Source organism: Mucilaginibacter sp. P2_A4, from assembly GCF_056405015.1.
This window is the reverse complement of record NZ_JBFUCX010000007.1, coordinates 138,000-158,100: the sequence shown is the minus strand read 5'-3', so window position 1 is coordinate 158,100 and position 20,101 is coordinate 138,000. Positions and strand designations below refer to the sequence as shown.

The 20,101-nt window shown below is 42.0% G+C and carries 22 protein-coding genes; 3 read left to right on the top strand and 19 right to left on the bottom strand.

What is annotated here, in order from left to right; all coding sequences use genetic code 11:
* Nucleotides 1-132: 132 nt before the first annotated feature.
* The 8 genes from AC1DYB_RS14800 to AC1DYB_RS14765 all read right to left on the bottom strand — a co-directional run bounded on the left by AC1DYB_RS14800 (nt 133) and on the right by AC1DYB_RS14765 (nt 6,825).
* Entirely contained in the window at nt 133-561 is a 429-nt protein-coding gene (locus tag AC1DYB_RS14800; RefSeq protein ID WP_477436052.1) for an RrF2 family transcriptional regulator, read from the bottom strand.
* Between the two features lie 43 nt (nt 562-604).
* The gene (ric, locus tag AC1DYB_RS14795) at nt 605-1,558 is read right to left on the bottom strand and encodes an iron-sulfur cluster repair di-iron protein (protein WP_477436050.1); all 954 of its coding nucleotides are present in this window, start codon (nt 1,556-1,558) and stop codon (nt 605-607) included.
* Between the two features lie 78 nt (nt 1,559-1,636).
* On the bottom strand, nt 1,637-2,821 hold the full coding sequence (locus AC1DYB_RS14790) for a hypothetical protein (protein ID WP_477436048.1): 1,185 nt from the start codon (nt 2,819-2,821) through the stop codon (nt 1,637-1,639).
* Entirely contained in the window at nt 2,821-3,153 is a 333-nt protein-coding gene (locus AC1DYB_RS14785) for a metal-sulfur cluster assembly factor (protein ID WP_477390359.1), read from the bottom strand. Before AC1DYB_RS14785 ends, AC1DYB_RS14790 begins: the two co-directional genes overlap by 1 nt.
* Entirely contained in the window at nt 3,140-4,426 is a 1,287-nt protein-coding gene (locus AC1DYB_RS14780; protein ID WP_477436046.1) for a cytochrome C oxidase subunit I, read from the bottom strand. Before AC1DYB_RS14780 ends, AC1DYB_RS14785 begins: the two co-directional genes overlap by 14 nt.
* Entirely contained in the window at nt 4,423-5,244 is an 822-nt protein-coding gene (locus tag AC1DYB_RS14775) for a DUF2249 domain-containing protein (RefSeq protein ID WP_477436044.1), read from the bottom strand. Before AC1DYB_RS14775 ends, AC1DYB_RS14780 begins: the two co-directional genes overlap by 4 nt.
* Nucleotides 5,245-5,574: 330 nt before the next feature.
* Nucleotides 5,575-6,204: an HD domain-containing protein gene (locus tag AC1DYB_RS14770; RefSeq protein ID WP_477436042.1), complete on the bottom strand. Its 630-nt coding sequence runs from the start codon at nt 6,202-6,204 to the stop codon at nt 5,575-5,577.
* A 30-nt stretch (nt 6,205-6,234) separates the two neighbouring features.
* Nucleotides 6,235-6,825 (bottom strand): carbonic anhydrase, encoded by a 591-nt coding sequence (locus AC1DYB_RS14765; protein WP_477436040.1) that lies wholly within the window; start codon nt 6,823-6,825, stop codon nt 6,235-6,237.
* 129 nt (nt 6,826-6,954) lie between these two features.
* On the opposite strand from AC1DYB_RS14765, the gene AC1DYB_RS14760 reads away from it, so the two are divergent.
* Together AC1DYB_RS14760 and AC1DYB_RS14755 are read left to right on the top strand one after the other, a co-directional pair.
* Complete coding sequence (locus tag AC1DYB_RS14760; RefSeq protein WP_477436037.1) at nt 6,955-7,566, top strand: TetR/AcrR family transcriptional regulator; 612 nt, start codon at nt 6,955-6,957, stop codon at nt 7,564-7,566.
* Between the two features lie 345 nt (nt 7,567-7,911).
* The gene (locus AC1DYB_RS14755; RefSeq protein ID WP_477436035.1) at nt 7,912-8,376 is read left to right on the top strand and encodes a hypothetical protein; all 465 of its coding nucleotides are present in this window, start codon (nt 7,912-7,914) and stop codon (nt 8,374-8,376) included.
* 211 nt (nt 8,377-8,587) lie between these two features.
* Here the strand turns inward: AC1DYB_RS14755 and AC1DYB_RS14750 are convergent, their stop codons facing one another.
* The 3 genes from AC1DYB_RS14750 to AC1DYB_RS14740 all read right to left on the bottom strand — a co-directional run bounded on the left by AC1DYB_RS14750 (nt 8,588) and on the right by AC1DYB_RS14740 (nt 11,420).
* A complete protein-coding gene (locus AC1DYB_RS14750) occupies nt 8,588-9,346 on the bottom strand; it encodes a hypothetical protein (RefSeq protein ID WP_477436033.1) in 759 nt (252 codons plus the stop codon).
* A gap of 119 nt (nt 9,347-9,465) precedes the next feature.
* Entirely contained in the window at nt 9,466-10,746 is a 1,281-nt protein-coding gene (locus AC1DYB_RS14745) for a sensor histidine kinase (protein ID WP_477436031.1), read from the bottom strand.
* Nucleotides 10,746-11,420 carry a response regulator transcription factor gene (locus AC1DYB_RS14740; protein ID WP_477436029.1) on the bottom strand — a complete coding sequence of 225 codons (675 nt, stop codon included), beginning with the start codon at nt 11,418-11,420 and terminating at the stop codon, nt 10,746-10,748. Before AC1DYB_RS14740 ends, AC1DYB_RS14745 begins: the two co-directional genes overlap by 1 nt.
* A 277-nt stretch (nt 11,421-11,697) precedes the next feature.
* Between AC1DYB_RS14740 and AC1DYB_RS14735 the strand changes: the two genes are divergently transcribed.
* Nucleotides 11,698-12,363: a cytochrome b/b6 domain-containing protein gene (locus AC1DYB_RS14735; RefSeq protein ID WP_477436027.1), complete on the top strand. Its 666-nt coding sequence runs from the start codon at nt 11,698-11,700 to the stop codon at nt 12,361-12,363.
* A gap of 42 nt (nt 12,364-12,405) precedes the next feature.
* Here AC1DYB_RS14735 and AC1DYB_RS14730 read toward each other — a convergent pair whose 3' ends face one another.
* The 8 genes from AC1DYB_RS14730 to AC1DYB_RS14695 form a co-directional block, all read right to left on the bottom strand.
* Nucleotides 12,406-14,874 (bottom strand): TonB-dependent receptor, encoded by a 2,469-nt coding sequence (locus AC1DYB_RS14730; protein WP_477436025.1) that lies wholly within the window; start codon nt 14,872-14,874, stop codon nt 12,406-12,408.
* Nucleotides 14,875-14,954: 80 nt separating this feature from the next.
* Complete coding sequence (locus AC1DYB_RS14725) at nt 14,955-15,773, bottom strand: AraC family transcriptional regulator (protein WP_477436023.1); 819 nt, start codon at nt 15,771-15,773, stop codon at nt 14,955-14,957.
* 22 nt (nt 15,774-15,795) lie between these two features.
* Nucleotides 15,796-16,485 carry a VIT1/CCC1 transporter family protein gene (locus AC1DYB_RS14720; RefSeq protein ID WP_477436021.1) on the bottom strand — a complete coding sequence of 230 codons (690 nt, stop codon included), beginning with the start codon at nt 16,483-16,485 and terminating at the stop codon, nt 15,796-15,798.
* Between the two features lie 26 nt (nt 16,486-16,511).
* Entirely contained in the window at nt 16,512-17,735 is a 1,224-nt protein-coding gene (locus AC1DYB_RS14715) for a DUF3570 domain-containing protein (RefSeq protein ID WP_477436019.1), read from the bottom strand.
* 14 nt (nt 17,736-17,749) lie between these two features.
* Complete coding sequence (locus tag AC1DYB_RS14710; RefSeq protein WP_295711496.1) at nt 17,750-17,977, bottom strand: DUF4266 domain-containing protein; 228 nt, start codon at nt 17,975-17,977, stop codon at nt 17,750-17,752.
* Between the two features lie 3 nt (nt 17,978-17,980).
* Entirely contained in the window at nt 17,981-18,937 is a 957-nt protein-coding gene (locus AC1DYB_RS14705) for an FAD:protein FMN transferase (RefSeq protein WP_477436016.1), read from the bottom strand.
* On the bottom strand, nt 18,924-19,361 hold the full coding sequence (locus AC1DYB_RS14700) for a thioredoxin family protein (protein WP_477390405.1): 438 nt from the start codon (nt 19,359-19,361) through the stop codon (nt 18,924-18,926). The genes AC1DYB_RS14705 and AC1DYB_RS14700 overlap by 14 nt, the downstream gene beginning before the upstream one ends.
* 12 nt (nt 19,362-19,373) lie before the next feature.
* The gene (locus AC1DYB_RS14695; protein ID WP_477436014.1) at nt 19,374-19,799 is read right to left on the bottom strand and encodes a QcrA and Rieske domain-containing protein; all 426 of its coding nucleotides are present in this window, start codon (nt 19,797-19,799) and stop codon (nt 19,374-19,376) included.
* Between the last annotated feature and the right edge of the window lie 302 nt (nt 19,800-20,101).

The window sequence follows — 20,101 nt, the reverse complement described above, 5'->3', positions numbered from 1 at the left end:
ACGTGATGTCCGACAGCTTATAATATGATTTAAATCATATTATAAGCTATGTTCGGTTTGTTTATGCTTATTTTATCCACTTTAAATCATATTAATAAAAGATATAAATGTCTTTTATTAAATCAAATTTTTTTACTTCAAAAAGTATTTATGCTGCTGGAAATCTTCCACCAGTTCAGTAACCAGCTTCTTGCTGAACTCGGCCATTAACATATCCCGGATCGGTTTGACCTGTTCGTGCATCGGGCATGGCTGTGCTTGCGAACACTTCTCTAAACCCAGCACACAAGAGGTGAAAAGGTCGTTGCCATCAATGGCCCGTACAATGTCGATCAGGAAAAGGTCCTGCCCGTTTTCAACATAAAAACCACCGGTCGGCCCTTTCGCGGACGAAAGAATCTTCTTATGGACCAGGGTTTGCAATATCTTGCCTGTAAAATGCATGGGCGAACCAATTGCTCCAGCAACCTCGATGATCCCCGTCTTTTCATTCTTCCTGCTTTTAAGGGCGACATAAACCGTCGCCCTGATGGCGTATTCACATGATTTGGATAGTATCATTTTTTGTGCTGTTGATTTTACAACCCTTATATATAATTATCCGTTAAGATAATTCCTTTTCGAGCTGAATGGCTTTAGGAAACAGGATATTGCTTTCCAGGTGCACGTGACGGTGCAAGTCGTTTTCATATTCTTCCAATTTCTTGAATAGTATAATATAAGAACTGCAGGCGTCCATCGGCAATTGATAGTTCGAAGTAATGGTCCTTATAGTTTCAAAGTCGCCACCTACCTGCTCATGTTCGGAATCCATCACCTGTATCGGTACGGAGATCTTTCCGAAGTTTGCCGAAGGCAGCAATCCACCTGTATGGTAAACCTGTGCCAGTTCCTTAATAAAAGGAAATAGTATTTTTTCCTCTTTTACCATGTGCAGGATCAGGTCATTGCCGATCCGTTCGAATAACTGGGCTACCTGGATAAGTTCAGGATGTCTTTCGCCATGGACGCGGGCTACTTTTTGCGCTATCTCCAGGATGAAAGCTGTATTATCGCGTACATAACGGTGGTGAGTATTGATAATATAATCACTCAGGAAGCCCAGGTCCCAGTTTTGAAAATCGTTTTCGCTGGTCGTGGTGGCTTCACCTTTAACGGCTTCGAGCTGACGCACCACTTCTTCGGGACTGATCCCTTTTTTCTCACAAACTTCAGCTATGGTTTTTTTACCACCACAGCAAAAGTCTATACCTAAGTTTTTAAAGACTTGCGCTTTACGGTAATCTTTTGCCACAATCTCACCAATGGTCTCGGTGTTTTCTGCTTCGGTCTTTTTGGCGATTTTCACCTGCCATACTTCCGGCCCGCTTTCCAGATAATCCCAAAAGAATACCTGACCTCTTTCAGCCAGGAGCTGATAATACAAAGGTTTAGGATCATGGTCATTGTAAATAATAAAAGCTTCGCCTGCTAACAGCGAATCGAACTTGTCAAAAATCTTTGGATGTTTAAACCGTGGTTCGATCACGGTCACGTCCAAAATGTCTAATACTTCCATTTTCTAAATTGTTAAATAATAAAAGACAAATATATCTTTTATTATTTATCAAAAAGTGATTGTCGTCACGTCTGGCCTTTATACGTTGCTTTTTGTCTTAAACAACAATAAAATACCGACAGGAAGAAAGGAAAGGCAAAGTAAAAATAACAGGGACTGGTAAGATGGGATTGTGATGGAAAATAACGCTAACAAGGGTTGTATAAAGAGCAGGCAGAGGTATGCTACCACCAGCAAGATATAAAGGGTGTTTACTATGGAAACTGATTTACAGCGGACAATCAGGCTTTTCCTTAAAAACTGACCGATCAACAGGGGCATGATTATTCCCAGGGTAAGCAAATGGATGTAACCAATAATCAGGTTGCGGTTGAGGAAGGTCCAGTCGCCAACGGCAGGAACACATACCAGGAGTTGAAAAACGCATTTGAAAGTGAGGCCTATGAAAGCCGCCCGTTCTATAAACGACAAATTGCGCCATTGACTTCTAAAATTAAAACACAGTGCAAGCCAACTGACCAAGTTTAAGCCAGCACTGATACAGGCCAGAATCCAGACAATATTACCTTGCTTGCTCCATAAGGTGAAAATAAAAAAGAGAGGTACCGTGGAAAAGATAAAAAGATACAGCCATAGCCTTGATCGCCTTCCTAATGGCTTAATTGGCAAGGCAGCAGCCAGTAGTCCCAAAACAGCGAGTAACATAAACCCGTTCATTTGTAAATGCAGGTAGAAGTAGATCGCGTCCTGGTAGTACGGTGTGTTTTTAAGCCCCAATGCAGCCAGCGGGCCTAAGGTGAATGGCCCCAACGCGGAAAGACATAATAAGATCAGGCTACCCCGGAGGAGGATATAAGCCGTTTCGCTCACACGGTTTTTTAATAAATTTCCATGAAATACGAGGTACGTAAAACGAAAAGTTATACCTACAAAAAGTGTTGAAAAACTAATGGAAACAAGTTTATAGCCTTGCCAGGAAAAACTGGCCAGCATACCATAAGCGCTGACGAGCGTTAATAAAAGGACAATTGTGAAACCGGAACCGATTTTGCCGTCACCGCATAATAATGCGATCAGCAAGGCAATTGAAAAAAACATCCAGCCTGAGAAAGCGAAATGCGAGTGTGCGTGCAGGATGAACTGGTAATCAAGTCCGGGAATGTCATAAAGCTGTATATAACGCAGCATTACACCGAAGATGCTCAGCACAATAAAATTAACGATCGCCCAGCGGGGGTAATTAAGGGTGAAAAAGCGTTTCATTACATGCCTAACAACCGTTTACCTTCATCAGATATATTATTATATGACCAAACTGGTTCCCAAACAAGGTCGATGTTAGTCGTATAACCTTCATAATGGCCCTCGATACAGTTTTTAACCGCAGATACAATGCTTTCACCCATTGGGCAATACGAAGAGGACAAGGTCATCTGAACCTGAACCTGTTTTTTAGGGCTGTCTATTTCTATGCCGTAAACCAGCCCAAGGTCGATAATGTTGATGTGCAGTTCCGGATCCATCACCAGGCGGAGCGTTTCTATGATTTGTTCTTTTAAAAAGGAATTGGGGTCGGTAATATCAAAGCTTGCCATAAGTTTTCGTTTTATGAAAAAGTACAATAAAGATGTTGGATAGGTAAAGCATCGCGGTAATCATTAGCGCGGCTATCCCGACGTAGATAAGCGGCATAAACAATAAATAACAGCCAGGCATAAAGGTCACACAAAAGATCAGGTAGGAAACTGTTTGTGCCTTTAGCAGGTTATTTGAAAAAAGGTCCGCGGGCATCGGCGTTTTGAATTTGCCTGTTAGATGCTCATAGTGTTTTACCCAAACAATGAAGGGCAGAGTCTTGAAAGTTTGCCCCAGTATTAACGCGGTGATCCAGCCCATCAACATGAATTCACCATAGATCATGGAAAACCGGATTGTCACCGGGTTGTTTCTGAGGTGGAAGTAGATGATGAATGGAACGGTTAGCGTTGCTATCTTTAACAGGATAAACGACAGGAAACTGTTCATCATCGGCAGATCGATATGTTTTCTTAACCGCGACCGCAGGCATTTTAAAATGAAGATAAAATAGCAGGTTAATCCGGCGGTACCTATCGCGAATATCAGATAGGTACGTAGGCTGAGCCCGAATAGATAGGAATCTACCAGGAAGTACAGCAGCGCGCCGACGATCAGGTAATAACTGTAGGTAAGCAATTTGGTGCTTTGATACGAAGATACCAGGAACATGGGTACCAGTTTGGAACTCACGCCGATCAGCATCAGCAGGAACCATCCGATCAACCCCATATGCGCGTGCAATTTCAGAAAATGCAGATGATCCTGCGGAAATATGGACAGCGTAAAATTAAAGACCAAAGCCGCGCCTAACGCAATGGTCAGGCAAAGACAGATACAGGCGCTGAAGATAAAATCCTCCTGGATGGTCTGCTGCTTTTTCTTTTTAGCAGTCAGATATACATTGACCGTAAACAGGACAACCGCCAAAAGCAATAAAATAGCCCCGCATTGCATGTGGATACCCGGTACAAATACCCAAAATGAATAGACAAGTGCAATTAACCCAGGCATAAACAGCGCAAAGCTTATCCACGCGAGCCTTTCGCTGTACAGTTCCGTTTCCAGTACAACAGGGATCAACTGATAAGATGCCCCGAGGATGATCATTGTTCCCCAGCCGAGCGCGGCCATATGGGTGATAGCAAGGATCTGCGGATGGAAATAGTGCCCGGTAAAAGCTTTCACGGAGCACAGCATCATCACAGAAAGTGCCGAAAAACAAAACGCGGCAGCCACATAATGGGTTACCACGATCTTATAAAGGCCAGGGTTCTGCTTTATCCCACTCATTTTTTATAGATCAGCATCTTGATATCAGCCGGGCCAATCGTTTTAAAGACATAGGTCAATTCCTGTTTCTCCAGTTCAGGGAGCAGGTATACCGGCATCTTTTTGTGATGTACAAATAAGGCGTTACCTGCCACAAGGTTCGGCGTTTGCTCCAGGATGGCCAGCATGGGTTTTGGCATCTCCAGCTGGCGAACATCAAGAAAAATAATTCGGTGTTCGTCGAATCTTTTCAGCAGCTGGTCAAATTGGTCATTATCAGCTGTCGGGACTGTTAAAGGAATGGTTGCCGTTTCTTTCGTCGTCGGTACTGCTTTGCTAAGATAAGTTACGACCACATTTGGTTCCGGGTGTTCCATACGGAAAGAAAATCCTTTGTCCACCAGCAAATGGATCAATGGCAGCGGCTCGAAGGTATTGATAAGTTTTAATCCCTGACCGTCTTCGAGTTTCTTAATACAGGCTAATATTTCTTTTAGAGGATCTTTATCCCGGGCCAATATAGGGCGAACATCAAGTTCGAGATAATCCAACGGCTCCTGGAAAGAAGCACTCGGCACGGATATATTATTTTCAACGCAAGTGTCAGTTGTTACTTTGAATCCGATCTGCTTCATGCTCCCCATAAAATCAGCGATCTCGGTTTTTGATATTTTGCAGGCATCGGCAATGCTAACCCTTTTGATCAATAAATTCCGTAGTAATGGATTTTTAAGTCTTGAAAATTTTTTATTCAAGCCGACCAGCGTCTTGATCACCAGGTCTCGGTCGACTTCGAGCAGTTGACTGATCTTTGTTTGCGGATTTATTGCGAGTTCCATAACGCAAAAATGAGCACACTTTGATCTATATTATATGATTTAAATCATATAATTGTGTGACAATAGCGATGCATATAGTAGATTTATATATTTAGTTGGAATTATTTATGAGAATAAATAATCAGCCGAAAATAACAGCCTTTCGAGAAAATTAATAGTGAAGAATTAATCCTATAAACTATTTGTGTTTTCAATTAATGTTCGAGCGCTTACAATTGCCTCTATATCATGATGAAAGTTAGAACTTTTGCAGCTTGACTCTACTAAGGCAAAAAGAGGCTGATCATGATTTATGATACAGCCTCTTTGCTTTTTAAACTTGTGCCGGAGTCATTCGTTAAAAGGAGCACCGTTCAACCAGGTTTTCGGGTTGAGGATTTCCAGTTGAAGCCCCTGCTCATGCGCAATACATGTACACATATGAAACCTGTGCGGATAAGGCTGCTTACTTTCCAATTCCTCCCTGTGCATCTCGTAAAAACCATGTTTAAAGTCCAGGCGCGGGTAGCGCCGAACAATTTCTGCCACCGTTTCCGGGTCAAGTTTGATCTCCGGCGGCAGGGCGATTACGTCATAAAGTATCCCCAGTTGGGATATCCTGGCCTCGTCTTCTTTGAACAGGTTAATGTCCCAGGTGTGCGCGGCGATATTGGTCCAGACCTTCCAGCTTCGGTCATCTTCAACGCCCCATTCTTTGAGATGACGGCGGGCTGCGTGAGCACCCTCTATTTCAAAACGATTAGGGCCGCGGCCCAGGTCTGTGAAACCAAGGTCATGCATGGTTGTTGATAAGAAGATCAATTCGCGGTCAGCATTGGAGTTTTCCTGCTGTGCGAATAGCTCCGCGAAAAAATAGCACCGCATCAGGTGGTTATAAAGCATGTCGCCCGAAGCTGAGCGGACCAGATCGTGTGCTTGTCTGACGATTTCAGTGTCCGGGAGTTTGAAATCTATATTCATATTGATCTGTGTTTATGGCATTAGTTACGTTTAGTATTCTGCCGGAATATCGCGAAGCACCTCGGTTAATTTGCCAGAACTGATATCATAGAAGAAACCATATATCTTCATTTTTTTCGGCGTTACCGGGCTTGACCGTAGCAGTTCGACATCATGCCTGATCGATTGCTCGTAGTCCATGATAGCCAGGTCGTCATGATCCCACATTTTTGAGATATCTGCGTGGTAGTGGTCATGAAACTTCTCGATAAGCTGGTCCGGTTCAAATGAGGTTGCGCCACAGAAAGAGTGGTGAACTACAATAAGTCTTTCCAAGTCGTTAAATAGGTAATTCATGGTAGCAACTGACTGCAAAGCACCGATAGCCCGGCCACCGGCATTTGATAGCGTAAACAAGGTTTGTGTCGACCCTACATTATTGCCGGCTTCGTCAAATATGTTTTCGCCAGGATAGACCTCATCCCCAAAATATGCTGCAACTGCATTGGGAATATTAGCGGCGCGTGGATCAAAGCAGTAAATCACCATAGATTTCATCGGGATTGCCTGGTCGAAGCCGGGGAAGTTCTTTTGATCGAACCAGGGTTGTTTCCTGAATTCGTGTTCGCTGTAATTTGTCATTTTTTTTTCCTCCTTTATTGAAAATGTTTATTAATATTATCTTTGACAAAAGTAGACAGACTTGTGTACTTTTGCGAGAAAAAGTAGACAGATTTGTGTACTTTTTATAAATTGACAAATGGATGATTTATGACAACTGAAGTATCAAATTTTAAAGACCTGCGTGCAAATACCATTGAATCGCTCAAACCCCGTGATCGCATTTTGAAAACAGCGAATGCGCTTTTTAATGAATATGGCGTTAATACCATTGGAATTGATCGGATCATTGCAGAAAGCAGTGTATCAAAAAGAACTTTTTATAATCACTTCCCTTCAAAGAACGAAGTGATCGCTGCCTATTTAGAATCTAAGGACTGGCTCCGGTTTTCGGAGCTTGATAAACACGTTTCGCGTGTAAAAGGCGGGGCTAAAGCGGAGATTTTGGCAATATTTGATTTCCTGGAACAATGGTTCTCTGAAGATGATTTTAATGGCTGCGCTTTTGCCCGTGGTTTAAATGATTTTAACCAGGAGGATGTAAAAGAGTTAAGGGGGAAGGTTGATCTTTATTTTGAGCATTGGGGAGATTTTATTAAAACGCGTCTCAAAACACTTGTAGAACCGGACGAAGTGAAGATACTTTTTCCTCAATTGTTAAGTCTGATCACCGGATCGGTCATTGTGGCGCAGGGGCTGGGCGATGCAAAGGTAGCCGCTTTAAACAAGCGGATAGCCGAAAGTATTTTAGCGGGTTGTTAATACGGCCGTTTAACTTTTAGGTTTGCAACCCTACAAATTAGCATTCTATGGCAAAAGCAGCAGCTACACGCTCGATGATAGTGCAAAAGGCGTTTAGTATGTTCCATATTGATCAACAATAACTATCGCCTGAAAGGCCACAGGCATCGAACCGTCCGGAAACACTAATGACTGGATCTTTTGCTTACATTGACCCGTCAACCTCAGTGGAATAACAATGGAGCCATTAGTAAGCAAGACGTTTCCCGCCATCAGAAAAGTGATTTCCATCACCTAATAACCAATTGATTATCATTTAATTAAAAATAAAAATAAAGGAGATTTACGTCAGATAAGATCAAAATCATGAAAAAGCTACATTTATTTTTATTTATACTAACAATGACGACAGCTGTTACTGTTAGTGCGTGGGGCCAAACCAAAAAAGACACGACATTTAAAATCTCCATTACCGACAAGGGATGGATACGAGACTACGGTGGCACCAAATTGGGGTATATCGATAAAGACAATATCGTGCGCAACAACAAAGGGGAAAAGCTTTACTTTATTGATGGGGCCGGTAATGTGATTGATGCCAATGGTAAGAAATTGGGTATGGCCAAGAAAAATGGGGCCTATTACAATATCAATGGACAGAACATTCTTAACACGAAAGACCTTGATAAAGAAAAATGTGCCATTTTAGACCCTAAAGGACATAATTTTGGAACCGCTCATATGAACTATAAGTTACATGCCTGTGCTGCACATTGTTATTTCTTAGAACAGCAAAAGAAAAAGGAAGAAGCAAAAAAAGCAAAGAGCTAACACTTTGGTGCTATCAAGATACTTGGGCTGGGTTTTCTAACGGATACCCAGCTTTTTTATTAACGCCGGGCTATTATCAATCTAAACGGCGGGTGGGCTGTTAAACAGAAGCGTACTTTTATAGTAAACCAACCTTAACGAGAAGTTCAATTCCCACGGAAGGCCAGATCTAAGGCCAGATAACAAAATTGTCACAGACTATAAATCTTTTCTAAAATCTCCTCCCTATAATAATTTTAATGATAGCTCTATCTGCATTTTGCGTAAAACCATAGCCAACGCCACCGTTAAATTCCCAATTAGGGTCAAAATTCAAATCTGTCGCTACAAACAACTGATGATCCTGCTGTTTGAATGTGTCATAATGAAAAAACGGGCCGGTGCTGCCATAATACTCTAAGCCGAGGGCAACAACTTTAGTCACGTCATAACTGCCTTTAACATTAGGCGAAAAGATAAATCCCCTGTTCTCATCCGGCCCTTTAAAGCTTTTCTCCAGGGTTGGGTTAACGGAAACATATAATTTATTCCATTTTTTATCAACTATAGGTCTTATTTCCAGTGTGCTTGTATTTGCCGAGAATGCACTTTTTTGAAAGCCAAATTCGGTTGAAATACTTACACCAACTGGCCAGTTCCAGCTCAGCGGTGCAGCAACTCTTGGCCTGATATGGGAGCCCACGTAGGCGGTACGACCGCCATCGCCCATCGAATTAAAAAAATAAAAACCGGTTTCGAACCAGGGGGTCCAGCCATGTGTTATCTCAATCGTTTCATGTTCTACGTGGTTTGTCGGAAGCTCGCCATTAGCTACTGTCTTACTTCCGTTGATCGTGTAATTACTGTGCAGCTCCACCATGGTTTTACCCTTTTCAACTGTTTCAGAACCATAAACCTGGATCTCATAATTGTCCTGTGCTTTAAGTTTCAGGGTAGAAAACGCAAGGATAAGTACGAATAGATATTTCATTGATATTCCGTTTTAAACGTATGCAAATCGCATTCGCCTTAAAACTATCGTGATAATCTGAAGCAAAATTGTAGTTGGTCGCTAAATTTGAATTGTATAACAAAAGTGACAAAACAGGATCATGATAATCCCTGATCAGCGACAGTTTTCTTAAAAGAGAGGATAAACCCGTGCCATCCGGATTCATATTGGTAGCGGATGGTATAGCCATAATGCTGGCAGATATTTTTAACCAACGTTAATCCAAGGCCGGTGCCCTGTGATTCCTTACCCTTTTGAAAACGTTCAAAGATCAGATGCTCATCTAACGGATGGCCAGCACCGGTATTCTTAATACACAATTGATCTTCTGTCAATTCGATACTAATAACGCCACCGGGATTATTGTGTCTGATGGCATTACTGAACAGATTATTTAATAAAATATCGATCAGGTATTTGTTGGCTAACACCTGCCTGGGCTGCAGATTGGACTTAAACGAAAGATCTTTGGTTTGCATCAGTTCCTGAAACTGCAGCATTTTTGCGGGCAGCACAACTTCAAGGCTAATTGGCACCTCATCAGTGATCAGTTTATTTTCCAATTTTGCCAGCAATAATAGAGTTTGATTAAGCCGGCTTGATTTATTGATCGAGCTGTAGATGTCAGTAATCTGTGCCAATTGTTCAACACTTAAGGTTTCATCCTGGATCAGCGTATCCAGCTTGGTGGTCACAACAGCTAAAGGGGTCATCATTTCATGGGAGGCATTCTCTGTAAATTGCTTCAGGTTAAGGTAATCATAGGTTACCCTTAAAGACATCTCCCGGATGGCTTCGTTAAGTTCAGCAAATTCGTCCACCTTACTTGCCTTTCCTTTAAACTGGTTAACATCTGCAATGTTGAATTGCTTTATCTCCTTTAATGTGAGTTGAAATGGTTTCCAAAGGCTATTTAGAAAATATTTATTGATGATAAAAAGCACCAATAACAAACCTGCCAGCAGGGCAAGGGTAATGATGATGATAATCTCTATAAGGTATTTTTGGCCAGCCCTGGAAATGGTAATAATGACCTTGTAATTGGTATCTTTCAGCTTAACCAGGTCCTCAACTGCACGTCCAGCCTCCTTCCGCTGCTCCTTGGGATTGAAATAGATAGTATCAAAAAAACGTTTCTGTAACTCCTGCTCATTAGTTTTGATAAACACTGCATGATCTTTGTCAAGGTCATACTGTTGCGGGTTTTGATTACTGCTCCTTACATATTCTTCTGCTTCTGTCAATTGCTGTTGAAGTCCCTCGTTCAGCTGTTGCTGGGCAATGTAATTAATAGCAAAATAATAGATGACCGCCCCAGTCAATAATACGCTGAGGGTGATGTAAATACTCGTCCTGGTATAATGTGCCGATAATTTCATTAAGCAATAAATTTATACCCAAGCCCGTAAATGGAAGTTAAATAGTCTTTGCCGCCCGCGTCCAGTAGTTTCCGGCGAAGATTTTTGATGTGTGTATAAATAAAATCAAAATTATCATGCATATCCATCTCATCACCCCACAGGTGCTCCGCAATGGCATTTTTGGAGATAACCTTACCCTTGTTGGCAATAAAATACAATAGCATATCATATTCCTTCCGGGTCAGGACGATAGCGGTTTCATTAACTTCAACCGTCCGGCCCAATACATCGATGGATATCTCATTAAATACCAGCTTATTATTAGTATTTAATGCCTTTCTGCGGTAAACTGCCATAAGGCGAGCCTTGAGTTCTGCTAAATGAAAGGGCTTGGTCAGGTAATCATCGGCACCAACATTTAATCCTTTTAATTTATCATCTAACGAATTTCTGGCAGAAATGATCAACACTGCTTCATTTTTCTGATTGGTTCGCAAGTACTCCAGAACACCAAAACCGTCTCCGTCAGGCAGCCCGATATCCAACAGAACGCAATCATAGTCATAGTCTGATAGTTTCTGTAATGCAGGATTCAACGCGCTACAGCTTTCGCAGATATTGCCATCTACATTCAAATAGTTGGTGATGTTCTCACGTAAACCTTGCTCGTCTTCTATTACCAGTATTTTCAAAGTTGCTTTTTATTCAAATATAACCACCGAAATTGAAGACAACCTGAAGTATATGCGACCTGTTATTTTATGAATCGGGTAACAATAGCGCAACTACAGATTTGCTTCATATTTATTTGGTAATTTACAAACAATTCAGACGCTATTTGCGGTAAATAAGGTGCTCAAAAAAGAAAGCCCGATATTTTATATTAAAAAAACACAATCACGATCATCCGCTTAAATCTGATTAACATTAAAACATACTTAAGCCAAGCCTGTACTAATTAGAACCAATATGGCAACAATCGAACCTGTCCGTAAAGACGTCCAGCATCACGGACACACTAAAAAATATTCAACTTCGCTGCGCGTATGGCACTGGGCCAATACCATCGTTATCAGCAGTTCATTAATCACGGTATTAATCAATGCAACCATTACGGATGACCACGTTGTATCGACACTGATTAAAGATGAATTAAAGAACGCCGGCAGCACAGTAAGCGACAAGCAGGCTGGTTCTGTTGCACATGCGCTTAGCGATAGTGTCTGGAGCATACACACCTATTTTGGGTATGTATTGGTTGGTTTATTTTTATTTCGCTTAGTTTTTGAGTTTTTTCAGTTGGCCGATCAAAAATTCATTCGTAAAATGAAAAGCGTTTACCGGCAATTCCAATCTACAAAAAAGGAAAGGGAGCTGGCAAAACATGAACTTACGGTAAAAGCTATTTATGCTGCATTTTATATTCTGCTCGTGGTTATGGCTGTAACCGGTTTATTTTTGGCATTTGAAGACTTGTTGGCACCTTTCAAATCTATCAGACACAGCGTTAAAGAAGTTCATGGCTTTTGTATGTACCTGATCATTGCTTTTATCTTTGTTCACCTGGCTGGTGTTTTTTTAGCCGAACGCAAGGATAATAAAGGTATCGTCTCTGATATGATCAATGGGGGGTAAAGTGTAGTTTAAACGAAGCTATTATTTTGTAACCTATCTTTATTAAAACTCTTTATCACCTGTTTCGCTGGTGGGTAATTTTAATTTACTGGTAAACCTGTTTAAACTAAAACTAAGGTTGAGCAGGAGTATATCTGTTTCAGAGATGTAGTTTGTTGTAGTGTAAAAATTAGGCCCGGCAGTAGTAATACGCTGTTTGTTTGCGCCTAACACCCCCATGTTCATGTTTTGCCATAGCAGCGATGCAGACAGGCGCCCTTTCATGAATGTTTTTTTCACAGAGGTATTCGGTACAAAAAACCGTCCATCTTCTCCCTGGGCTGTTGGCCTTTTAGAAAGATAGTTCACGTTAGCTTGCAAACTAAGCGTTTTGCTCAGTTGAAAGCTGGTGTTACCATTAACCGAATAGGCCCACTTTGTATTGGAGATGATAAAAGGCTCATTTAAAATGGCAATGTTACCAAGTATTTTATAATTATACAGGTTGCCGCCAAGATAAATGTTCCACCATTTAAAGGGCGATAAATTCATTCCCCCCTCCAGTCCGAATAACCTGGCGCTTCCGGCATTGGTATACACCCGGTTCAGGATGGTATCGGCATACACGCTGTTGAGCCGTTGTATGGGGTTTTTAATATGCTGGTAATATAGCGTGGTAAAGAAGGAGCCTTTGGTAAAACTCCGGTTCATACCCAACTCGGCCAGGTCAATAAATTCCGGCAGCAGGTCGGGGTCGCCCTGTTCCAGTGTTTCTGAATGTTCGCGCTCGGGTATAGGGTTTAATTCTAAATTGCTATTACGCTGTACCCGCCTGCTGTAGCCCGCCTTAAGGTTCCAACCCTCGTTGATGTGATACAGCAAACTGGCAGAAGGAAATAGATTGGACAGATTCAGGATATGAGGATTGAGGTCATATGACAAGTTAACCGTGCGTGCTGCATATTCATAACGCAAGCCCCCAACGTATTCCAGCTTTTGTAATTTGCCTGTATATTGACTATAAAATGAATTGATATCATTTTTAGCGTGGGTACTGCCGCTAAACCTGTCCAGATCGGGTTGCGAGGTGGCCGGTGTTACAAAATAATCAAAAATACCATCCTGGGTATCATGCCTGAACTGGTAACCGCTTTCCAGTTTCCCCATGCCAAGGGTTACACTATAATCAAGTTTTAACCGGTAAGCATTGATGGGTCTTTTATAAGGGTTATTTACATATTGTATAGTGTCGGTTGTATTTGGATATTTTAAATTTCGATTTTGGGTAGCCCCGTACAAGTTATCATGCTCATACAGCAAACTGGCTATCAGGGTTGATTTATTGGTGAAGGTGTGGGCATAATCAATATTCCCCAGATTAAAAGCGCCTTCTTTGGTTTGTAGGTTTGAGTTATAATAGGTTGTGCTTTTGATAGGTGTATTGTTGCTTAGGTTTGAAGTGGTGTTGCTGTACAGCAGATCGGCCAGGCGCGCCTGGTATCTTTTGCCACTGTACAGTCCCACCGAAATTACATTGTTCGGGTCGGCAGCATAACTTACGGATGCCCTTCCGGCATAATTATACCGGTCGAAACTTCTTTCTCCGTTAGATGGGAAACGGGTGATGGTATTGTTGGTGAAATTTTTTGTATAAACGTCACCTTCCCGATAACCTGCATTATCATTCCGGGTATAATTACCCCCCACCGAAATATCCCACTTATTTTTCCTATAATTAATGGTGGCATCGCCTCCAAAGCGTTTCGGCTTCTCCAGGTTGCCATAGTAGGTTGTACTGGGCAGCCCGCCCTGTGCATTGGCTGTAAGTGTAAGGCCATCCGCCGTACCCTTTTTAGTAACTATATTGATGATGCCGCCCCGGCCATCCGGATCATATTTAGCTGATGGCGCCGTTATCAGTTCTATATTATCTATCACATTGGCCGGTAACTGTGTTAGCACCGTTTGTGCATCGGCCAAAACAGGTTTACCGTTAATGAGTACCATAAAGCCAGCTGAGCCACGTACGCTAATGTCGCCCTCGGCATTGACAGCAACAGATGGCAAATTTTTTAATACATCAATAGCTGAGCCGCCTTTGGCAGACTCAAACGGCCCGGCTTTATAGCTTTGTTTATCAATTTTATTTAATGCTGTTATTTTCTGGCCAGAAACAGCAACCTCGTTCAGCATTTTACCCGAGGGATTGATCTGGATATCGCCTAAGTTCAGTTGCTGGCTGTATGATACATTAATATCTTTCAGATATTTAGTTTCATAGCCTATAAATACAACTTTGAGGCGATAGCTGCCTTGTTGTATTTTGGCAAACTCAAATTCGCCATTGGCCATGGTTACCTGGCCGGCAACCAGTGTGGAATCTGTTGTTTTGAACAGGGCAACACTCGCATATTCAACCGGCAATTTGCTTTTGGCATCCGTCACATTACCTTTCAAAATCGCTCTCTGCGCAAATGAATGGGTATAAGAAAAAAACAAGATAAAACAACCGAGTAGTAAACGTACTTTCATGATAGCATGCAGATAGCACCTGTAAAAGTAGAGTTTACCGCATGTTGATCACGGTATAATACCTATCATTTGCGGTATAATTAAACTGTTTTGCCTGCCGATGCCAAGGCAAGCTCCCGGTACTTACCCGGTGTTAAATTGGTATTGAGCCTGAAAAATTTAACAAAGTGTGAAGTATCAGAAAAATTGAGAACGGCGGCAATTTCTTTGATAGACAATGGAGTATTGGATAACAACGTTTTGGATTCTAAGAGGATGCGCTCATTTAACAACATGGAAGGGGTTTTACCTGAAGCGTTCTTACAGATCATATTTAACCGGGATGTTGGCACGTTTAACAGATCGGCATAATCCTGTATCTTTTTTATCTGTTGGTAGTTTTCATTAACCAGGCTTTTAAATTGGTAATAAACGGCATTAAACGCTGCATCTTTTTGTGGTAAGGCATTTTCCCTCTCTGCAATCTTTAACAGAATCAGTTGTAAATAAACTTTAAGTATAGTGAGTGATGTGCCGGATTGATAGTCCTGGTGAAATCTTTTTACCAACTCTAAAAGCGTGTCACTATTTGCAGGAATTAAGTGCGAAGGCAAATGATAAACAATCTCCAAACCTTCCCTGTTCAGCAGCTCCTCTCTGAACAGGATAACAAAGCCTTTGGGTATCCTGGAAAAATCCCAGCAGTGCGTTTGGCCAGGCTTTAAAAAATAAATAGCTGGGGGCAACACCTCGAATGTGCTGTCATCAATGGTATGAAATCCCGAACCCTGACTTAATATGATCAGCTCGAAGTAACCAACATGTTTATGCGGCACAGTGGGCTTGATCACTTCCTTAAACGGGCTGATTTTCAGAACCTGATTTGATGCAATTTTTGTTTTAACAGGAATGGCATTCATATTTACACTAAGTTAGCAGGCTTTATTTTCCGGTAATTAGCTTAGCCATCATGAAAGCAGCCCCAGCGGCAAGTGCGCCAATTACAACTACTTTGCATGCCCCGGTTAATGCCGGTTGGCCCGTCATCTTACTTTTAAAGTAGCCAAAGATAAATAAGCAAATTAATGTAAGTCCACAAGAATAAAAAAGAGCTTCCTGAGCATGGCTAATAAGAATGTATGGTGTCAGGGGGATAATGCCTCCAACAATGTAGGAGATGCCAATAGTAACGGCACTTTTTTTTGCCCGGTTGGCATTGGGTTCTTCCAATCCCAATTCATAGCGCATCATAAACTCCACCCATTGTTTTTTGTCTTTTGTCATTTCATCAGCAATTTGATGCTGTAAAGTTTCCGAAAGACCAAAGCCTGCAAATACTTCTCTCACTTCTGCCTTTTCCTGTTCAGGCAGGCGCTCTACTTCTTCATATTCCCGCTTTAGTTCAGACTGGTAATGATCTACCTCTGTTCGCCCGGCAAGGTAACCACCCAAGCCCATAGCTATAGAACCCGCAACGATCTCCGCGATACCCGCGGTGACCACGAGACCCGAAGAACTGATAGCTCCGCTTAAACCTGCCGCTAAAGCAAAAGGGACTGTTAACCCATCAGACATACCGATCACGATATCTCTGATGGTTTCTGAACTGGTTACATGGTGCTCGTGATGCATTTTCACTTGTTTTATTAACGGGTATATTATTTGAACTTCATGGCCAGCGTTACAATATTTGAATTCAATCCGGTGGAGCGCATGTAGTGGCCTGCCCTAATCTCCAGCGAATTGAAATGCTGCCAACCAAACACACCTGTAGGCGGAGACAACCTTATATTGGCCCCAACAAAATTGCTATGTAATGTAGATAGGTCATAATCGCTGGTGTAATATGTATCGGTAGGATTATGCTGCCCATAAGGTGCAAAATAGCGTGTACCCTGCTGGTTATTATACCGGTAATAAGGGCTCACCGATACAAATGAAGTTAGTTTAATAGGTATTTCCAACTCTGCGGTATGGGCCCGGATACCCCAACTATCCATATAGTAACGGTAAAACGTCCGGATCACAAAATGATCATCCAGGAAATAGTTAAATCGTACGGCTATGGGGAGTTTATATCGACTACCGGGAAGGCTTTCTACCCGTTCAGAGCCATCGGTAAAATAATCACGCTGGTATTTGGTGGCCAGCAAACCATGCTGATAAGATGGCTCGATGATCAGTAAAGCCTGAAGCCGGGGCGTTAGCACCTGTGAAACAGAAAAAGAGGTACTGAATGAATTACGCGGACTATGGTCAACGGCGCCTCGCCCATCGCGGTCAGATCCTGAACCATATCCTGGCGGTCGCAGTTCAACCGGTAAAATTACTTTCCAGGTATCAAGAAAAACCTGACCCTTAAAATCAAACTGGGTATTTTTATCCTTAGATACCCGGGTAAGATTTATACCCCCACCAAAAGACTGATAATCAAACTCATGCGAATAAGATCCAGTTAATCCGAAAGCGTTGCCGGTTTTGTCGTTTGAAACGGTCCAGTTCAATGATGGGTATACTCGGGTATCCTGCCTGGAGGCGGAGGAAATACTGTTCGGGTCTATCTTATCTGATGATGCAGAGGTGTAGTGATCTACCCCCAGCTCGAAAGTAAAAGTATGTTTCTTGCCACTTACGCCATATTTTGAAAGTTGCAAATCAAATGTATTGGCAAAATCAGTTAAGTTTTCGGTGCCGATGCCTCCGGTTACTGCAGAGTTGTTACCATTTTGGTGGTAATAAGCCGAAATGATATTGATCTCTTCAATTTTAAGCTTCCGTGCTTCATAATTGCTACTATCCTTAACCGGTAAAGTTTTAGTTTGCGCGTGCGAAGCAACAATCCCTAAATATAGGGCAGCCACACATAAATATATTTTTCTCATATCAAGCCGCGTTTTTAGTTACATCCGCAGCCACCGCCGCTTTTACCACCATTGGCTCCCGAGCCACCTTCTCTGTATAATTGAAAACTTTGTTCAAACTTCTGCGATTTACGGGCAGACAACTCCATTTCGGCATCATTCAGGCGGTTTTTTTGATAAGCTTTTACAGACATACATGACGATAAGCCGAAGACTGGTAAACTGGCTATGAGTATTAATTTATTCAGGGGTATTTTTTTCATCTACTAATTTTTAATGTTAATATTTTGGGAGGTATAGAGTTGATTATCGTCATCAATGATTACACAAGCAAGCTGTTGCAATTGGTTTACGAGGTTAAGTCCTACATGAACTCCCATAACTGTGACGGGTGTGGCCATTGCATCGGCAAACTCCGCGCTGGGGCAAATAATGCTTACACTCTTAATTCCGCTTACCGGAAAGCCGGTTTTTGGGTCAATAGTGTGCGAATATTTTTTACCATTGATGATGACAAACTTTTCATAGTTACCGGATGTAGCAATAGCCATATTGCTGATATTGAGTGTAGAGAATGGCGTCATTCGCTTATCCGGATCGGCAATAGCAATTGTCCAGGGGTTGCCGTTGGGTTGCATTCCCCAGGTAATCAAGTCGCCAGCTGCGTTTACTATCCCGCTACTTACTCCATTTTGCTGTAGCACAGCTTTAGCGCGATCTGCCGCATAGCCCTTTCCTATTCCTCCAAAACCAATGCGCATACCTTTTTCTTTGAGCATAACTGTGGTATTTTCGGCATCCATGATTACATTTCTGTAATTAATAAGGCGTACCGTCTCCCGGGCTGTTTCTGCAGCCGGCAAGCTTTTCATGTTCACATCAAAATTCCAAAGGCTTTTATCAATAGAACCATAAGTAATATCAAACGCTCCCTGGGTAAGCTCAGATATTTTCAATGAGCGCTCTATCAGCTGGTATACTTCAAGATCAACCTTTACCGGCCGGATACCCGCAGCCGCATTAATCTGGTTAGTTTGGCTATCATCGCTGAAGGTGGTCAACAGTTTTTCAATCCGGCTAATCTCGGCAACAGCCATATCAATACAACTATCTGCCCAATCCTGGTTATCACCTACCACGCTAATCTCAAACCGGTTCCCCATCAACTTCAGTACCCGCTTGTAAGCGGTTGTTGCCTTTTTAATGGTTTCAATGGCTGGCATTTGCAGAAGATTGGATTTGGCTAATAAACTGGTCGGCAGTTTCATCGGGATATCCATCCCATTCTTTTAATACTTTACCATGCTCATCAATCAGCAGCGTAAATGGAAACTTGCCGTCGGGATTATATTTGTCGGCCAGCGCTTCGTTCAGTTTTACCTGTTCTTTGCTCAATTGATTTTTCTTTTGCCGCGGAAAATCGGCACGAACCAACACCAGGCGATCTGTAGCAAAATCATTGAATTTTTCCGATTCCAGAATTTCCTTCCTCAAACGAATGCATGGGCCACACCAATCTGATCCGGAGAAATTAACCAGGATAAGTTTATGTGCTGCTGCTGCCTCAGTTTGTGCTTTATTGAAATCACCCAGCCATGTGGCGGTACTGGTTGTAAACAAGAAAAGAAAAATTGTTAATAGTTTCATTTTTACCAATTTTTAAGAGAACACCCTCAGCGATGTTCCGGTTAATGTAGTTTGATATACCGTTAGGCTACGGTTTGCCGGCGAATTTTTAACAACACCCTTTTCTGTAAAAGCCGAACCATGGTTATTACAGTAAAACTGCTGGCTGCTGCCCTGATAAATCAGGGGATAACTCTCGTGAGTACAGGATTGCTGAACAGCGATATACGTACCGGCGGATGTTTTGGCAACAATAACTCCGTTAGATGCCAGGTAACCGCCGTTAGTAAGCAGTGCTGAGTTAGCTGATGTACTAAGATCAAGTGTAAAGTCTACGCCGGAAGGGCCAGTAACACCAGATGCGGAGCCGTCCGATTTTTTGGAACAACCTACGCAGTTGATAAGGGCGAATGACACGGCAGTAATACCAATAGCTGAAAGAAATTCTTTTCTGTCCATAAATTTAAAATCAGGTTACATCAATAAGTTTCTATTAAATTTAAAAAGCCTTTAAACATTATAAACGATGTGCCGGCAGAGAGGGCTTTTGTATCGACAAACACCAGAACATAACCGCCCGGGACCTTCTATTTTCACAATACTATCCTAACATTCTGTAGTTGGCATGAAATTGAGGGTATTTAACAGATTTTAACAAAAACCTGATATAACCTTCTTTAAGTCATTCTGCTTCAACTTCAGATTTGCTTCAAATTTCAACGCTATTTTAACGGGATTAAATAAACTACGGTAGCTATTAT

Coding starts and splice junctions, on each gene's coding strand:
- AC1DYB_RS14760 (WP_477436037.1), top strand. CDS start 6,955: ATGACAACTGAAGTATCAAATTTTAAAGACCTGCGTGCAAATACCATT.
- AC1DYB_RS14775 (WP_477436044.1), bottom strand. CDS start 5,244: ATGGAACTCGCAATAAATCCGCAAACAAAGATCAGTCAACTGCTCGAA.
- AC1DYB_RS14800 (WP_477436052.1), bottom strand. CDS start 561: ATGATACTATCCAAATCATGTGAATACGCCATCAGGGCGACGGTTTAT.
- AC1DYB_RS14785 (WP_477390359.1), bottom strand. CDS start 3,153: ATGGCAAGCTTTGATATTACCGACCCCAATTCCTTTTTAAAAGAACAA.
- AC1DYB_RS14755 (WP_477436035.1), top strand. CDS start 7,912: ATGAAAAAGCTACATTTATTTTTATTTATACTAACAATGACGACAGCT.
- AC1DYB_RS14720 (WP_477436021.1), bottom strand. CDS start 16,485: ATGCATCACGAGCACCATGTAACCAGTTCAGAAACCATCAGAGATATC.
- AC1DYB_RS14750 (WP_477436033.1), bottom strand. CDS start 9,346: ATGAAATATCTATTCGTACTTATCCTTGCGTTTTCTACCCTGAAACTT.
- AC1DYB_RS14735 (WP_477436027.1), top strand. CDS start 11,698: ATGGCAACAATCGAACCTGTCCGTAAAGACGTCCAGCATCACGGACAC.
- AC1DYB_RS14710 (WP_295711496.1), bottom strand. CDS start 17,977: ATGAAAAAAATACCCCTGAATAAATTAATACTCATAGCCAGTTTACCA.
- AC1DYB_RS14695 (WP_477436014.1), bottom strand. CDS start 19,799: ATGGACAGAAAAGAATTTCTTTCAGCTATTGGTATTACTGCCGTGTCA.
- ric (WP_477436050.1), bottom strand. CDS start 1,558: ATGGAAGTATTAGACATTTTGGACGTGACCGTGATCGAACCACGGTTT.
- AC1DYB_RS14725 (WP_477436023.1), bottom strand. CDS start 15,773: ATGAATGCCATTCCTGTTAAAACAAAAATTGCATCAAATCAGGTTCTG.
- AC1DYB_RS14730 (WP_477436025.1), bottom strand. CDS start 14,874: ATGAAAGTACGTTTACTACTCGGTTGTTTTATCTTGTTTTTTTCTTAT.
- AC1DYB_RS14790 (WP_477436048.1), bottom strand. CDS start 2,821: ATGAAACGCTTTTTCACCCTTAATTACCCCCGCTGGGCGATCGTTAAT.
- AC1DYB_RS14770 (WP_477436042.1), bottom strand. CDS start 6,204: ATGAATATAGATTTCAAACTCCCGGACACTGAAATCGTCAGACAAGCA.
- AC1DYB_RS14780 (WP_477436046.1), bottom strand. CDS start 4,426: ATGAGTGGGATAAAGCAGAACCCTGGCCTTTATAAGATCGTGGTAACC.
- AC1DYB_RS14765 (WP_477436040.1), bottom strand. CDS start 6,825: ATGACAAATTACAGCGAACACGAATTCAGGAAACAACCCTGGTTCGAT.
- AC1DYB_RS14700 (WP_477390405.1), bottom strand. CDS start 19,361: ATGAAACTATTAACAATTTTTCTTTTCTTGTTTACAACCAGTACCGCC.
- AC1DYB_RS14715 (WP_477436019.1), bottom strand. CDS start 17,735: ATGAGAAAAATATATTTATGTGTGGCTGCCCTATATTTAGGGATTGTT.
- AC1DYB_RS14705 (WP_477436016.1), bottom strand. CDS start 18,937: ATGCCAGCCATTGAAACCATTAAAAAGGCAACAACCGCTTACAAGCGG.
- AC1DYB_RS14745 (WP_477436031.1), bottom strand. CDS start 10,746: ATGAAATTATCGGCACATTATACCAGGACGAGTATTTACATCACCCTC.